Source organism: Pseudomonas sp. MS19, assembly GCF_013277615.1.
Taxonomy (GTDB): domain Bacteria; phylum Pseudomonadota; class Gammaproteobacteria; order Pseudomonadales; family Pseudomonadaceae; genus Aquipseudomonas; species Aquipseudomonas marincola.
On sequence record NZ_VBTO01000013.1, the window covers coordinates 250,386 to 265,460 of the forward strand.

Below are 15,075 nucleotides of genomic sequence, written 5' to 3' on the forward strand. Positions count from 1 at the left end.
GGACTTTATGTGACAAAACGATGATAAATTATCAATAAAACGTCAATGTATTTTTCTTGCCATTCATCCGAACGGTGAACTCGCAGGCCAAATGCTTTGTTGTATGCTTGCCTGCCGCGCCTATTCAACTCTTGAGCCTAGCGCTGCGGAGTGGCGATAAATTCGTGAATAAACTGCGTATTTCGGCGATCTAACCAGCAACGACGGACTTCAGATGACTGACGGCAAGGCCTCTCGTAATTCGCGTACTTCAATTGTGGCTTCCAGCCACCTTGCGGAGCAGTCGCAGGAACTCTCGCAAATGGAGTTCGGCCTGATCATTGCGGGCAATGCGTTCATGCGCTGGATGGAGCGCTGCATGAAAGCCTCCGGTGGCATCGAGATGAACGCGCTCGACGTAATGGTTCTGCATAGCCTGACCAGTCGCGGCCGGGCCAAGCGCCAGGCCGATATCTGCCTGCTGCTGAATATCGAAGACACACACACCGTGACCTACGCGCTGAAAAAACTCAGCAAGCTAGGGCTGGTCGGCGGAGAGAAACAGGGCAAAGAGATGTTCTATCAGACCACTGAAAAAGGTCATGAGCTCTGCTCCGTGTACACCGAGATCCGTCAGGAGTGCCTGATTGCACCCTTTGAAAACCTCAATATCGACCCCGAGGAAATTCATCGCCTCGCGGGCATGCTGCGCGCCTTGTCCGGCCTTTATGACCAAGCCGCCCGCGCCGCCACCTCTTTGTAAAAGCTGCGCGGTTTAACCTGCTGCAGCTCATCTGGAATTTGATTTATGCGTATTGAACCTCGTCCATTGCCACAGATTCTGCCGAATCTGGGCGCTCTGCCGCCGTTACTGACTCGCTTGTATGCCGCCCGCGGGGTGCAATCGGTCGAAGAGTTGGACAAGGGGCTGGCGCGGCTGATCCCGTATCAACAACTGAAGGGCATGGATGCAGCCGTCGAGTTGCTGGTAACGGCTTTGCAGCAGAGCGAGCGGATTTTGATCGTCGGTGATTTCGACGCCGACGGCGCAACAGCCAGCACCGTCGGTGTACTCGGTTTACGCCTGCTGGGCGCAGCGCATGTTGAATATCTGGTGCCCAACCGATTCGAGTTCGGCTACGGTCTTACTCCGGAAATTGTCGCGGTGGCCTTGAACTCTCAGCCACAGTTGCTCATGACCGTGGATAACGGCATTTCCAGCGTTGAAGGCGTTGCAGCAGCCAAGGCCGCCGGCCTGAAGGTGTTGGTGACCGATCACCACCTGCCCGGCCCGGAACTGCCAGCGGCGGATGCCATCGTCAACCCCAACCAGCCGGATTGCAGTTTCCCGAGCAAAGCGCTGGCGGGCGTCGGGGTGATGTTTTACGTGCTGCTGGCGCTGCGCGCGCGGCTGCGAGAAATTGGCTGGTTTGCCCAGCATGGGCTGGCCGAGCCGAACCTTGCAGAGTTGCTGGATTTGGTCGCGCTTGGCAGCGTGGCGGACGTGGTGCCGCTGGATGCCAATAACCGGATTCTGGTCCATCAAGGTTTGGCGCGGATTCGTGCTGGCCGTGCGCGACCGGGTCTGCGCGCAATATTAGAGGTGGCGGGGCGTCATCATGGACGCATCACCTCAACCGATCTGGGCTTTATTCTTGGCCCGCGTCTGAATGCGGCGGGGCGTCTGGATGACATGAGTCTGGGCATTGAATGCCTGCTCTGCGACGACGAAGCGCTGGCCCGAGACATGGCCGTTGAACTCGACCAGCTCAATCAGAATCGCAAAGCCATCGAGCAGGGCATGCAACGTGAAGCGCTGGCGCAACTCAAGGATTTGCCAGTCGCCGATATGCCGTTTGGCCTGTGCCTGTTCGAGGCCGATTGGCATCAGGGCGTGATCGGCATTCTTGCCTCGCGCCTGAAAGAGCGTTATCACCGCCCAACCATCGCCTTTGCCGATGCCGGTGACGGCGTGCTCAAAGGTTCGGCGCGTTCGGTGCCGGGCTTTCATATTCGCGATGCGCTGGATGCCGTCGCCGCCAAGCATCCGGGGCTGATCAGCAAATTTGGTGGGCACGCGATGGCGGCGGGTTTGTCACTGCCATCCATCAACTTCCCGGCCTTTGCCGAGGCGTTCGATCAGGAAGTGCGCCGCCAGTTGGTCGAGGATGATCTGACTGGCCGACTGCTTTCCGACGGCACCTTGTCTATCGAGGAATACAACCTGGAACTGGCGCGCGCCTTGCGCAACGCCGGACCGTGGGGCCAGCATTTCCCCGAGCCGTTATTTCACGGCATTTTCCAGGTTGTCCAGCAGCGCCTGGTGGGTGAGCGACACCTGAAAATGGTTTTGAAAACCGAATGCGGCGGCCAGACACTGGATGCCATCGCATTCAATATCGACCGCGAGCAATGGCCCAATCCAACGGTGCGTTGGGTCGAGTTGGCCTACAAACTCGACGTCAACGAATACAAAGGTAACGAGACCGTGCAGCTGATGGTGGCGCATCTTTCGGCGCGTTAACGGTTCGAGTCGTGCTGCGTTCAGCCTTCAGAGTTGTGTTTTGAATTAGAGGGTTTGGGCGCGGGGCGCCTTGACGGATTGCGCCTTGGCGCTATCCATCCTCCGATTTCCGTGTTTGCTGGGTTGTAGGAAATTTCCGAAATATCTGGATGCACTCTGGCGCGTGGTTTGCGCAACTGCGGCGGGTAAATTGGGGTCTGTTAAGGATCGCAATCAATCCTCTGGAGATGACCATGAATACCCGTAGTTTGCTCGACCAACTGCTCAAGTCTGGTCAGGATATGTTGCAGCAACCCTCGCGCAATTCCTCCAACAGCAATGCCAATAACGCCAATACCCAAACCAGCAGCGGCGGTGGCATCAGCGATTTGCTCGGCAGCGTAATGGGCGGCAAAGGCGGCGGCTCAAGCAACCTCGGCAGCCTGCTCTCCGGTGCCAGCGGTGGTGCGTTGGCTGCGGGTGCCATGGGTTTGTTAATGGGCAGCAAGAAAGCCCGCAAAATCGGCGGCAAGGCCCTGACGTACGGCGGCCTCGCCGCGTTGGGTGTGGTGGCGTACAAGGCTTACGGCAACTGGCAAGCCCAGCAAGCCGGCAGTGTTCAGCAAGAGCCGCAAACACTCGACCGCTTGCCCGCTCCGCAAGTTGAACAACACAGTCAGGCAATTCTCAGGGCGTTGGTAGCGGCAGCCAAAGCCGATGGTCACGTTGATGAGCGTGAGCGGCAATTGATTGAAGGCGAACTGGGCAAGCTGGTGCAGGACGCCGAGTTGCAACACTGGCTTGAAGCCGAACTGAACAAACCGCTAGACCCCGCCGAAGTCGCACGCGCCGCGACCACCCCGGAAATGGCCGCAGAAATGTACATCGCCAGCGTGCTGATGGTGGATGAAGAACACTTCATGGAGCGCGCTTACCTGCAGGAACTGGCCAAGCAACTCAAGCTCGATCCGGCGCTGCAAACCGAGCTTGAGAAACAAGTGCGCGTTGAGTTGGGCGCTCAGTAAGCGACGCTTTGAGGTTTATCCGGTGAGCGATTGGTTGTTGGTTTGAATCAAATGCCAGCGTGTTTACCCGTGAGATTGTAATGACGGATTAACCTGTGGTTTATCCATCCTCCGTCGGGTATATTTTTTTGGTCGGGGCGATGTTGCGGGGCGTACAAAAGTGCGCAGCACTTCGCCCCGCCTCACAACAAGCTCTTTGTTTTTTGCTCTGTGCTCTTCAAATCCCAGCCCTTGAGTGCGGCTCGGGCAGGCTGGCGTAGGCGTGGAATGGTGAGAAGGGGCGGAGCGTACATAAGTACGTGAGCACTTCGAGCCATTTCACAACACCCGCCAGCCAAGCGAGCCACGCTCAAATCAATGTTTGAACATGATGTGGCGCACCGCTGTGTAATCCTCGAGCCCGTACATGGACATGTCCTTGCCGTAACCCGACAGCTTCTGCCCGCCGTGCGGCATTTCGCTCACCAGCATGAAGTGCGTATTTACCCAGGTGCAGCCATATTGCAAACGTGCAGCCAGACGGTGTGCGCGCCCGACATCTTGAGTCCACACCGAAGAAGCCAGGCCATAATCGGAGTCGTTGGCCCATTCCAGCGCTTGGGCTTCGTCTTCAAACTCGGTGACTGAAACCACAGGCCCAAACACTTCACGCTGGACGATTTCGTCATCCTGGCGTGCGCCGGCGAGTACGGTCGGCTCAAAGAAGAAACCATCCCCGGCGACCTTTTTACCGCCCGTCACCACGCTGATGTGCGGCTGAGCAGCGGCGCGCTGAACAAAACCATCAACGCGATCACGGTGCTCGGCAGTAATCAGCGGGCCAAGTTCGGTTTCCGGGTCATCCTGCAGGCCATACTTGATGCTGCTGACGGCCTCGCCGAGGGCTTTGACGAATTTCTGGTAAATCCCTTTCTGCGCATAGATTCGGCAGGCGGCGGTGCAGTCTTGTCCGGCGTTATAGAAGCCGAAACTGCGGATGCCCTCAACGGCGGCGTCGATGTCGGCGTCGTCGAAAATCAGCACCGGCGCCTTGCCGCCCAACTCCATGTGCATGCGCTTAACGGTGTCGGCGGTGCTGGAGATAATGTTCGAGCCCGTGGCCACGGAACCGGTGAGCGAGACCATGCGTACTTTGCTGTGCGTGGTCAGCGGCTGGCCCACGGAAGGGCCGCGGCCGAAGACGATATTGACCACGCCAGCGGGGAAGATTTCAGCCAGCAGTTCGCCCAGTTTCAAGGCGGTCAGCGGTGTTTGCTCGGAAGGCTTGAGCACCACGGTATTGCCCGCGGCGAGTGCCGGTGCGATTTTCCATGCGACCATCATCAGCGGGTAGTTCCACGGCGCAATCGAGGCCACCACGCCAATCGGGTCGCGGCGGATCATCGAGGTGTGGCCCGGCAGGTATTCGCCCGCTGCCGAGCCATTAAGGCAGCGACTGGCTCCGGCGAAGAAGCGGAATACGTCGGCAATGGCCGGGATTTCATCGCCCAGCGCGGCGGCGTATGGCTTGCCGCAGTTGTCGGATTCCAGCTTGGCGAAGGTTTCCGCCTGCGCTTCGATGGCATCAGCCAAACGTAGCAACAACAGAGAGCGATCTTTTGGCGCGGTTTGCGACCAGCTTTCAAACGCCGCATCGGCGGCTTGAACGGCGGCATCGACCTGCTCGCTGCTGGCCTCGTTGATGTGCAGCAGTGCCGTTCCAAGAGACGGGTTGAGCACTGGCTGGCTGGCGCCTTCGCCGTTAACGAGTTGGCCGTTGATGAGCATTTTGCTTTGCATCTGTGCAATCCTCTTGTCGGAATTTGTTAGCTGCGTGTCACGCACACGCAGTGGTTTGAATCAGTTATTTGCCGCCGCTACCCGCGACGCTTTCGCTGCTCTTGGTCAGGTAATACGCACCCAGAATCGGCACCATGGTCACCAGCATCACCATCATGGCGACGACGTTGGTCACCGGCACATCGCGTGGGCGGCTCAGTTGGTTGAGCAGCCACAGCGGCAGTGTCCGTTCGTGGCCGGCGGTAAAGGTGGTGACGATGATTTCATCGAACGACAGGGCAAACGCGAGCATGCCGCCGGCCAGCAGTGCCGAGCTGAGGTTGGGCAGAATGATGTAGCGGAAGGTCTGCCAGCCATCTGCGCCGAGGTCCATGCTGGCTTCGATCAGGCTGTGCGAGGTGCGACGAAAGCGGGCGATCACGTTGTTGTAGACGATCACCACACAGAACGTTGCATGGCCGATCACGATGGTCATGACTCCCGGCTCGATACCGAAACGCTTGAAGGCTGCCAGCAAGGCCAGGCCGGTAATAATGCCGGGCAGGGCAATTGGCAGAATCAGCAGCATCGAGATGCTCTCCTTGCCGAAGAAGTCGCGGCGATACAGCGCCGCTGCCGCCAGTGTGCCGAGCACCATGGCGATCAGCGTGGCGATGCTGGCGATTTGCAGCGACAGCTTGATCGACTCAAGTACATCCTCCCGCGCAAACGCCACGCTGAACCAATCCAGAGTGAAGCCTTGCGGCGGAAAACTGAACGCCGCGTCTTCGGTGTTGAAGGCGTACAAAAAGATGATGAAGATCGGGAAGTGCAGGAATACCAGCCCGCCCCATGCGGCGATCTTCAGGCCCAGCGAAGCTTTTTCAGAGTGCATCGAAGGCCCCCAGACGTTTGACGACAGACAAATAAATGGCGATTAACACAATCGGCACCAGGGTGAAGGCGGCGGCCATCGGCATGTTGCCGATCGCGCCTTGCTGGGCGTAGACCATGCTGCCGATGAAGTAGCCGGGCGGGCCGATCAGTTGCGGCACGATGAAGTCGCCGAGGGTCAGTGAGAAGGTGAAGATCGAACCCGCCGCAATGCCCGGAATCGACAACGGCAAGATCACCTGCACAAACGTCTGCCAGGGCCGTGCACCGAGGTCGCTGGAGGCTTGCAGCAGGGAAGGCGGCAGGCGCTCCAGTGCGGCCTGAATCGGCAAAATCATGAACGGCAGCCAGATGTAGATAAACACGAAGAAGCGGCCCAGATGCGAGGTCGACAACGTGCTGCCGCCCACGCCGGGAATGCCCAGGATGAATTGCAGCAGCGGAGTCAGGCCCATGTGCTCAACGAACCACTGCGCCACGCCGCCTTTGGCCAGAAGCAAGGTCCAGGCGTAGGCCTTGACGATGTAGCTGGCCCACATTGGCATCATCACCGCGATGTAGAAAAACGCCTTGGTTTTGCCGGTGGTGTAGCGCGCCATGTAATAGGCAATCGGGAATGCGATCAGGGCGCTGCCAATCGAAACGGCAATGGCCATGCTCACTGTGCGCACGATGATGTCGAAGTTGGCCGGCTGGAACAGCGCCGTGAAGTTGGCCGTGGTCAGTTCCGGCAGCACCGTCATGCTGAAGTCGTCGAAGGTATAAACACCTTGCCAGAGCAGGTTGAGCAGCGAGCCCAGGTAAATCGCGCCGAACCACACCAGCGGCGGAATCAGCAGCATCGACAGATACAGGTTGGGCTTGCGGTAGAGCAGGCTCGACAGGCGATTCATCACGCCTTGGCGTTGCTCAGTTACCGCGATAGGAGTGGAAATTTGCATGTCAACGAGCCTCGGTTGCGGCGTTGTCATGCAGCGTGACCATCGCTTCCCGTGGCCAGCGCGCAGTCACTTGCTGGCCCAGCGTTAGCGGCTGTCCCTGAGTTCCCCACTGCGAATTGGCCTGGCTGATGCTGAGGTTTTCGCCGTTATCGAGCTTCAGTTCGAATCGCGTGGCCGCGCCCTGATACTGAATATCGTGGAGTACGCCGCTGAGTTCGACGTGCTCGCTGGAGGCGGCGCCTTCGGCAAATTGAATATGTTCCGGGCGAATCGAGAACGGCTGTGCGCTGCCAGTCAGGCGCTGGGCGATTTCACCGCGTAGCACATTCGAGGTGCCGACGAACTCGGCCACAAACGGTGTTGCCGGCTTCATGTAAAGATTGCGCGGGGTGTCGACCTGCTCGATCCGGCCTTTGTTGAACACCGCCACACGGTCCGACATCGACAGGGCTTCGGTCTGGTCGTGGGTGACGAAAATGAAGGTAATACCCAGTTGGCGCTGAAGCTTCTTCAGTTCGCCCTGCATTTGTTCACGCAGCTTCAAGTCGAGTGCGCCGAGTGGCTCATCGAGGAGCAGCACGCGCGGGCGGTTGACCAGCGCGCGGGCCAATGCCACACGCTGGCGCTGGCCGCCCGAAAGCTGTGCCGGTTTACGATCGCCATAACCGGCGAGGGCGACCATGCCCAGTGCCTCTTCGGCACGGTTGAGGCGTTCGGACTTGCCCACGCCCTTAACCTTCAAACCGTAAGCCACGTTGTCGCGAACGTTCATGTGCGGGAACAGGGCGTAATCCTGGAACACGGTATTAACGTCACGCTGGTACGGCGCGAGGCCAACAGCCTCGACCCCGTGAATTCGGATCGAGCCGGCGCTCGGGTGTTCAAATCCGGCGATCAGGCGCAAGCAGGTGGTTTTGCCAGAGCCGGAAGGGCCCAGCATGGAAAAGAATTCTCCGTCCTGGATGTCGATGGACACCCGGTCTACGGCTCTTACGTCGCCGAATACGCGGGACACATCGGTGAATTGCACTGCAAGGGTCATGTCAAAAAAACTCCAGGAGAAAAATAATCCATCCACGCCATCGTTCAGGCTTGCCGACACAGAACGCCGGCGCCGATGGATCTAAAGCTGTCTAGCTACGCAAAAAAATTACCCAATGGGCGTGTGGTTTGCCCCAGTTCAGTCAACTCAAAAACAGCACTGAGCGATCGGTTCATGGCGCAGCACGACCTCACACTAACCACCCACCAGGCGAGCGTTGTGCGCTAACACAACGCCGCCCACGGATCGCGCAATCAGCGCGAGGTGAGAGTTACCGGCCGCCCATGATGGCGATGTAATCCTGAGTCCAGCGGCTGTAGGGCACGTACTTGCCGCCTTCGGACTGTGGGGTTTTCCAGAAGGCAATCTTGTCGAAGTTGTCGAAACCGTTGGTTTTGCAGCCTTCGGCGCCGAGCAGTTCGTTGCCTTCACACGCCGCCGGTACGGCAGGCAGCGAGCCAAACCAGGCCGCGACGTCGCCCTGAACCTTGTTGTCCAGCGACCAGTTCATCCACTGATAGGCGCACGATGGATGTTTGGCATCGGCGTGCAGCATGGTGGTGTCGGCCCAGCCGGTGGCGCCTTCAGCCGGTACGGTCGAGGCAATCGGCTGCTTTTCGAGTTGCAGCGCGTTGACTTGATACGGCCAGGAACCGGAAACCATCACGCCTTCGTTTTTGAAGTCGCTCATTTGCACGGTTGCGTCATGCCAGTAGCGGTGAATCAGCTCGTGTTGCTGGCGCAGCAAATCAAGCACGGCGGCGTACTGCTTCTCGTCGAGCAGATACGGGTCTTTGATGCCCAGCTCCGGTTGCGCGGTTTTCAGGTACAGCGCGGCGTCGGCGATGTAGATCGGGCCGTCATAAGCTTGCACGCGGCCTTTGTTGCTCTTGCCGTCGGGCAGGGTGGTTTCCTTGAATACGACGCTCCAGCTGGTCGGCGCTTGCTTGAACAGTTCGGCGTTGTACATCAGCACGTTCGGGCCCCACTGGTACGGCGTGCCGTAATGCTTGCCGTTAACGGTGTGCCACGGCGCATCTTGCAGACGCTTGTCGACGTTCTTCCAGTTGGCGATCAGTGCGGTGTTGATCGGCTGTACACGCTTGCCCGCGACCAAACGCAAGGAGGCGTCACCCGATGCCGTGACCAGATCGTAGCCGCCCTTGGCCATAAGGCTGACCATTTCATCCGAGGTGGCGGCGGTTTTAACGTTGACCATGCAACCGGTCTGCTTCTCGAAGCCGGTAACCCAGTCGTAGCCTTTGTCGGTTTCGCCACGCTCGATATAGCCAGGCCAGGCGATGATATCCAGTTGGCCTTCGCCTTTGCCGATCGACTGCAGCGCTTCTGCAGCATTGACGCTACCGGTGGCCAGCAGCGCAGTTGAGAGTGCGCTGAGGAGCAGAGTTTTTTTCACGATCATCGGGGTTCCCTCTTTTCTATTGTTAGGTCGGGGCAGTTAAACGTCGTGCAACAGGTGCCCTTATGGGCGACTTCATCAATTGTTATGTCTGTTCAATCCAGGGCGTTGCCGTGGCGCGCCATGATGTGGCGCACTACGCTGTAGTCCTGCAGAGAGTCACTGGATAAATCCTTGCCGTAACCGGAGCGCTTCATGCCGCCGTGGGGCATTTCGCTGGCAAGCATAAAGTGGCTGTTGATCCAGGTGCAGCCGTATTGCAGGCGCGCCGCCACCTGCATGGCCTTGTCCAGATTCTGTGTCCACACCGAAGAGGCAAGGCCGTATTCGGAGTCGTTTGCCCAGTCCACCGCCTGCTCAAGTTGATCAAAACGGGTCACCGTAACGACCGGCCCGAACACTTCGCGCTGGACGATTTCATCGTTCTGCCGACAGCCCGCCAGCAAGGTTGGCTGGTAATAGAAACCGGGGCCGGAATGCACGGCTGCACCCGTGACGCGCTCGATGTGCGGCTGGCCAAGTGCGCGCTCGACAAAGCTGGCCACGCGATCGCGTTGGCGCGCGCTGATCAGGGGGCCGAGTTCATTGTCTTCATCACGTTTGCGGGCAAAGCGCAGGCTGCTGACCGCGTCACCCAGTTCAGCGACCAGACGATCATGAATACCGGCTTGTGCGTAGATGCGGCAGGCAGCTGTGCAGTCCTGCCCGGCGTTGTAATAGCCGTAGCTGCGCACGCCTTCGATTACGGCTTGCAGATCGGCGTCGTTGCAGACAATCACCGGCGCTTTGCCGCCCAGTTCAAGATGGGTGCGCTTGAGCGTCTTGGCTGCGCTCTGGAGGATTTTCTGCCCGGTAACGATGTCGCCGGTGAGCGAGACCATGCGCACTTTGGGATGGCCAACCAAGTGGCTGCCAACGCCTTCGCCGCCGCCACAGACAATATTCAGCACGCCTGCTGGCAGAACTGTGTTGAGCATCGGCGCGAGCGCCAGAATCGATAACGGAGTGTGTTCGGACGGTTTGAAAACTAGGGTGTTGCCTGCCGCCAATGCCGGTGCGATTTTCCACGCGGCCATCATCAGCGGGTAATTCCATGGCGCAATCGAGGCGATCACGCCAATCGGATCACGCCGCACCATGCTGGTGTAGCCGGGAATATATTCACCAGACAACTGACCACTTTGGCAGCGCACCGCGCCGGCAAAGAAACGGAAGACATCCACCGCCGCACTCAGGTCATCCTGACGAGCCAAGTGCAGGGGCTTGCCGCAGTTGAGGGCTTCGAGGCGGGCAAGCGAATCGGCGTTGCGCTCGATTACATCGGCAATAGCCAGCAAGCAAACCGAGCGCTGTTGCGGTGTGGTGCGCGACCAACTGGAGAAGGCTTCATGGGCCGCGACGATAGCGGCTTCAACCTGTTCGGCCGAGGCTTCGTGAACGTGGGCGAGGGTTTCGCCGGTAGCCGGATTGAGCACGGTTTCCGGCGCGCCGCTGCCAAGCACCAGTTCACCGTTGATCAGCAGGTGATGGCTTAGCGGAGTCAGGGTGGCGGAGCTTGCCATAGTTTCTGTGCTCTATTGTTTGCGCGGATAGCGCAGTTCTTATAGTGCGATAGAGACTAGATGGCCTGATCGGTGCCTACAATTTCTTAATACTGAAGGTGGTATTCGATTAAATAGATGGCTTGCGCCCGGTTGGCAACTCGCGGGCTACGGTCAGAAACGGGTCAACCAGCGCGGGGCGCGCCGTGCCGCGGCGCCAAGCCAGGCCCACGTCGAGGGTCTGGGTCAGGTCGACCACCGAGCGCGCCTCAATAATGTCGCCTTCCAACGACCACGGGCGATACGTCATGTCTGGCTGGATGGATATGCCAAGGCCGGCAGCCACCAAACTTCGCACCGCTTCGGTCGAGCCGGTGCGCAGGGTGATGTTGGGTTGCAGGCCGGCGCCACTCCAGATGCGCTGGGCGTTGAGGCCCATTTCATCGACATTCATCTGAATTAACGGCTCGCTAACGATGTCGGCCAAGCTGATGCTGTCGAGTTCCAGCAAAGCGTGCTGCGGCGGCAACCACAAACGCAGTGGCGAGTGAGTGAGCACTTCTGTTTGCAAGGCGTGGCGGTCTTCGAGGTTGGACAAAATAAGCACGCCGACGTCGATTTCGCCGCTGACCAGCAGGTGCTCAATATAAGGACGCTCATCTTCGAGTACGCGGATCTCAACGTTGGGGTAGGCGCGTTGAAAGCGGGTGAGCAGGTCGGCCAGGTAGTAACCGGCAACCAGACTGGTTACGCCGATTGTCAGGCTGCCGGCAACAGTGTCGGTGCTTTGTTGCAGGCTGCGCTTGGCGTTATCCACAGTGGCCAGAATCAAGTGCGCCTGCCTCAGAAACTGATGGCCCTGATGGGTCAGTGACATGCCTTTGGCGTGTCGGTTGAACAAGCTCACGCCGATTTCTTCTTCGAGTTTCTGAATCGCCAGAGTCAGGGTCGATTGCGAAATAAACACCGCCTGAGCGGCGGCAGAGATCGAGCCGGTTTCGGCGACAGCGATGAAGTGGCGAATCTGGCGCAGGGTCATCATGGTGTTTTATGGCTGCTTTTGGCTGCGGTTTAAGCTGAATTTACAATAATGTATCGCTACTTTCGATTATTTAGATAGGTCGATGGTTGTTTTATGCCTTGATGTGGCAACTGCGTAAGCCGTTCGAGTTATTCGTCGAGCCGGCGTGATCCCGCCGTTTGGCGGACGCCACCGCGTGAATCCGGGCTTGGGCTATCTTCAATAGCCTGAATCGGCTGGATCTGCCGAAGGAGGCATCAATGAACACCAGTGATTTACTTGAGCAGTTACTTAAGTCCGGGCTCTCTGGGCAGGGCGGTGGCGGTCGCCAAAGCACCTCAGGGATGGGCGGTCTTGGCGGCGCGCTGGGTGGGGCGTTGGGCGGTTTATTGGGTGGAGGCGGCCAGAGCTCTGGAGCATCCGGCGGCATGGGTGGTTTAGGCGGGCTGCTGGGCGGTTTGCTCGGGGGTGGGCAGTCCTCCGCAGCGCCAACTCAGGCCGGTGGCCGGCAACAGGGTTCAGGCGGCGGGATTAACTACAGCGGCCTGGCAACGCTGGGCATGCTGGCGTTTCAAGCCTACAGCGCCTGGCAACGTAATCAGGATTCCGGCGCGCAGACGGCTACCCGCAATGCGTTCGTTAATGCGCCGCAATCCGAAGAATTGCTGGCCGGGCCCTCGGCTGGCCCTGAACTTGAGGAGCGCAGCAATGCGGTGTTGCGGGCGCTGATTGCCGCCTCCAAGGCAGACGGGCGAATTGATGAGCAGGAGAAGAAGCTGATTTACGCCGAAATTCACAAGCTCGCGGATGACCCCGGCTTGCAGGCGTGGCTGGATGCTGAGGTGCGTCGCCCGCTGAATCCGGCAGACGTTGCGATTGCGGCGAAAACCCCGGAAATGGCGGCGGAGATGTACTTGGCCAGTGCCTTGCTGGTGGGGCGTCAGGAAGGCGGCGAGCGGGTTTATCTGGACCAGTTGGCGCAGCATCTGGGGATAGAGCCCGGCTTGCAGGCGCATCTTGAGGAGCAGATCAACGCTTGATCCTCAGACCAATATTCAGCCGGTTGCCAGCGTGTGCGACAGGCTGAATGTTGGCTTATGTCTGCAACCTATGGCGTATGTCGTTCCTTCTGCGCGCACGTTAGTCTGCGAGTCATCACTTCCATGATCCGACCGCGAGGCGCACATGCAACCACTTCTTGATCGTTATGATTACCTGATTGTCGGCGCCGGCCCTGCGGGTTGTTTGCTGGCTAACAGGCTGTCGGCCGATCCGGCTGTTCGGGTGTTGCTGATCGAAGCGGGTGGGCGGGATAACTACCCGTGGATTCATATCCCTGTCGGCTATCTGTATTGCATTGGTAATCCGCGTACCGACTGGTGCTTTGAAACGGCCAGTGAGCCGGGCCTCAATGGCCGTTCGCTGAAGTATCCGCGAGGGCGGGTGCTTGGCGGCAGCAGCTCAATCAACGGCATGATCTACATGCGTGGGCAATCGGCGGATTACGACGGTTGGGCCGCGCAGGGTAATCCGGGCTGGGCCTGGAACGATGTATTGCCGTTGTTCAAACGCTGTGAGAACCACTTTGCCGGTGACAGTGATATGCACGGCGGCAAGGGCGAATGGAAGGTTTCTGAGCAGCGCCTGACCTGGCAGATACTTGAAGCGTTTCGAGAAGGCGCCGCGCAGAACGGTATTCCCAGCGTTGCTGACTTCAACACCGGCGATAACTTTGGTTGCAGCTATTTTCAGGTTAATCAGTCGGGCGGCGTGCGCTGGAATGCGGCCAAGGCTTTTCTGCGTGACATTAAACAGCGGCTCAATCTGCAGGTAATAACCGACACGCTGGTTGACCGGGTCGAGCTCAAGGATGACCGGGCCGAAGGATTGCGGCTGATTTATCAGGGCCAGCCAGTGACTGTGCGCGCCAACCGTGAAGTCATTCTGTGTGCAGGCGCTATCGGCACCCCGGCATTGCTGCAACGCTCTGGCATTGGCCCACGGCCATTGCTGGAAAAGCTCGGCATCGGCGTGCGCCATGAACTGCCCGGGGTGGGCGCCAACCTGCAGGACCATCTGCAATTGCGGCTTATCTACAAGGTCAGCGGGATTAAAACCCTCAATCAGATCGCCGCCAGCCTGTGGGGCAAAATGGGCATGGGCCTTGAATATATGCTCAAGCGCAGTGGCCCTTTGTCGATGGCGCCCAGCCAGCTCGGCGCATTTGCCCGCTCCAGCCCGGAACACGCCACGGCAAATTTGCAATATCACGTACAGCCGCTTTCGCTGGAGCGTTTTGGCGATCCGCTGCATGAATTTCCCGCATTCACCGCCTCGGTCTGCAACCTGCGCCCGCACAGCCGTGGGCAGGTGCAGATCAATTCGATAGATCCGGCCGCTACGCCGCTTATTGCGCCTAACTACCTCAGTGACGAGCGCGACTTGCAGGTGGCAGCAGATGCGATTCGGCTGACCCGAAAGATCGTCTCATCGCCCGCCTTGGCAACTTATGAGCCGCGTGAATACAAGCCGGGCCCTGCGTATCAGTCTCAAGCTGATTTGCAGCGCGCGGCAGGCGAGATCGGCACGACCATTTTTCACCCTGTAGGCACCTGCAAGATGGGCAACGATGCCGCCGCTGTGGTGGATGCGCAGTTGCGTGTGCACGGTATTCGCGGGCTGCGCATCGCCGATGCGTCAATCATGCCGACGATCATCTCAGGCAACACTTGCTCGCCGGTGGTGATGATTGCCGAGAAGGCCTCTGAACTAATTCTTCAGCAGCAGGCGAGTGCGGCCGATAACAAAGTGCATGCGCCAGACTTACTCCACGTTTAAACCGAGGGGCGGCTGATAAGTTTGCAGCGATTGCAGTTAGTCGCTTGCCCGGCAGCGGGCGAGCCTCTAGAGTCGCGTGCATAGCCTTGTGCGCTAAAACTGTAGGCATGCCT

The 15,075-nt window shown here is 58.9% G+C and carries 12 protein-coding genes; 5 read left to right on the forward strand and 7 right to left on the reverse strand.

Translation table 11 applies throughout. The features are described from left to right. Positions 1-214 precede the first annotated feature (214 nt). From FEZ62_RS14470 to FEZ62_RS14480, 3 genes are all read left to right on the forward strand, one after another. The gene (locus FEZ62_RS14470) at positions 215-742 is read left to right on the forward strand and encodes a winged helix DNA-binding protein (RefSeq protein WP_069899547.1); all 528 of its coding nucleotides are present in this window, start codon (positions 215-217) and stop codon (positions 740-742) included. A 45-nt stretch (positions 743-787) separates the two neighbouring features. Beyond that, positions 788-2,503, forward strand: coding sequence for a single-stranded-DNA-specific exonuclease RecJ (gene recJ, locus FEZ62_RS14475; RefSeq protein ID WP_172928433.1), 1,716 nt, complete (start codon positions 788-790; stop codon positions 2,501-2,503). Between the two features lie 233 nt (positions 2,504-2,736). Beyond that, on the forward strand, positions 2,737-3,507 hold the full coding sequence (locus FEZ62_RS14480) for a tellurite resistance TerB family protein (RefSeq protein ID WP_172928435.1): 771 nt from the start codon (positions 2,737-2,739) through the stop codon (positions 3,505-3,507). Between the two features lie 354 nt (positions 3,508-3,861). Here the strand turns inward: FEZ62_RS14480 and FEZ62_RS14485 are convergent, their stop codons facing one another. From FEZ62_RS14485 to FEZ62_RS14515, 7 genes are all read right to left on the reverse strand, one after another. Continuing rightward, positions 3,862-5,286 (reverse strand): gamma-aminobutyraldehyde dehydrogenase, encoded by a 1,425-nt coding sequence (locus FEZ62_RS14485; protein WP_172928437.1) that lies wholly within the window; start codon positions 5,284-5,286, stop codon positions 3,862-3,864. Between the two features lie 64 nt (positions 5,287-5,350). Beyond that, entirely contained in the window at positions 5,351-6,160 is an 810-nt protein-coding gene (locus tag FEZ62_RS14490; protein ID WP_090508945.1) for an ABC transporter permease, read from the reverse strand. Further along, positions 6,150-7,100 (reverse strand): ABC transporter permease, encoded by a 951-nt coding sequence (locus FEZ62_RS14495; protein ID WP_069899542.1) that lies wholly within the window; start codon positions 7,098-7,100, stop codon positions 6,150-6,152. The genes FEZ62_RS14490 and FEZ62_RS14495 overlap by 11 nt, the downstream gene beginning before the upstream one ends. A gap of 1 nt (position 7,101) precedes the next feature. After that, positions 7,102-8,142: an ABC transporter ATP-binding protein gene (locus FEZ62_RS14500; RefSeq protein WP_172928439.1), complete on the reverse strand. Its 1,041-nt coding sequence runs from the start codon at positions 8,140-8,142 to the stop codon at positions 7,102-7,104. Between the two features lie 271 nt (positions 8,143-8,413). Then, the gene (gene ydcS / locus FEZ62_RS14505; RefSeq protein WP_172928441.1) at positions 8,414-9,565 is read right to left on the reverse strand and encodes a putative ABC transporter substrate-binding protein YdcS; all 1,152 of its coding nucleotides are present in this window, start codon (positions 9,563-9,565) and stop codon (positions 8,414-8,416) included. A gap of 92 nt (positions 9,566-9,657) precedes the next feature. Next, entirely contained in the window at positions 9,658-11,124 is a 1,467-nt protein-coding gene (locus FEZ62_RS14510; protein WP_172928443.1) for a gamma-aminobutyraldehyde dehydrogenase, read from the reverse strand. A gap of 109 nt (positions 11,125-11,233) precedes the next feature. Beyond that, a complete protein-coding gene (locus tag FEZ62_RS14515) occupies positions 11,234-12,145 on the reverse strand; it encodes a LysR family transcriptional regulator (RefSeq protein ID WP_172928445.1) in 912 nt (303 codons plus the stop codon). A 239-nt stretch (positions 12,146-12,384) separates the two neighbouring features. Between FEZ62_RS14515 and FEZ62_RS14520 the strand changes: the two genes are divergently transcribed. After that, positions 12,385-13,164 (forward strand): tellurite resistance TerB family protein, encoded by a 780-nt coding sequence (locus tag FEZ62_RS14520; protein ID WP_172928447.1) that lies wholly within the window; start codon positions 12,385-12,387, stop codon positions 13,162-13,164. A 145-nt stretch (positions 13,165-13,309) separates the two neighbouring features. Then, entirely contained in the window at positions 13,310-14,962 is a 1,653-nt protein-coding gene (locus FEZ62_RS14525; RefSeq protein WP_172928449.1) for a GMC family oxidoreductase N-terminal domain-containing protein, read from the forward strand. Positions 14,963-15,075 lie beyond the last annotated feature (113 nt).

Excerpts from the sequence above, each read along its gene's own strand:
- FEZ62_RS14470 (WP_069899547.1), top strand. The coding sequence starts at position 215 with ATGACTGACGGCAAGGCCTCTCGTAATTCGCGTACTTCAATTGTGGCT.
- recJ (WP_172928433.1), top strand. The coding sequence starts at position 788 with ATGCGTATTGAACCTCGTCCATTGCCACAGATTCTGCCGAATCTGGGC.
- FEZ62_RS14480 (WP_172928435.1), top strand. The coding sequence starts at position 2,737 with ATGAATACCCGTAGTTTGCTCGACCAACTGCTCAAGTCTGGTCAGGAT.
- FEZ62_RS14485 (WP_172928437.1), bottom strand. The coding sequence starts at position 5,286 with ATGCAAAGCAAAATGCTCATCAACGGCCAACTCGTTAACGGCGAAGGC.
- FEZ62_RS14490 (WP_090508945.1), bottom strand. The coding sequence starts at position 6,160 with ATGCACTCTGAAAAAGCTTCGCTGGGCCTGAAGATCGCCGCATGGGGC.
- FEZ62_RS14495 (WP_069899542.1), bottom strand. The coding sequence starts at position 7,100 with ATGCAAATTTCCACTCCTATCGCGGTAACTGAGCAACGCCAAGGCGTG.
- FEZ62_RS14500 (WP_172928439.1), bottom strand. The coding sequence starts at position 8,142 with ATGACCCTTGCAGTGCAATTCACCGATGTGTCCCGCGTATTCGGCGAC.
- ydcS (WP_172928441.1), bottom strand. The coding sequence starts at position 9,565 with ATGATCGTGAAAAAAACTCTGCTCCTCAGCGCACTCTCAACTGCGCTG.
- FEZ62_RS14510 (WP_172928443.1), bottom strand. The coding sequence starts at position 11,124 with ATGGCAAGCTCCGCCACCCTGACTCCGCTAAGCCATCACCTGCTGATC.
- FEZ62_RS14515 (WP_172928445.1), bottom strand. The coding sequence starts at position 12,145 with ATGATGACCCTGCGCCAGATTCGCCACTTCATCGCTGTCGCCGAAACC.
- FEZ62_RS14520 (WP_172928447.1), top strand. The coding sequence starts at position 12,385 with ATGAACACCAGTGATTTACTTGAGCAGTTACTTAAGTCCGGGCTCTCT.
- FEZ62_RS14525 (WP_172928449.1), top strand. The coding sequence starts at position 13,310 with ATGCAACCACTTCTTGATCGTTATGATTACCTGATTGTCGGCGCCGGC.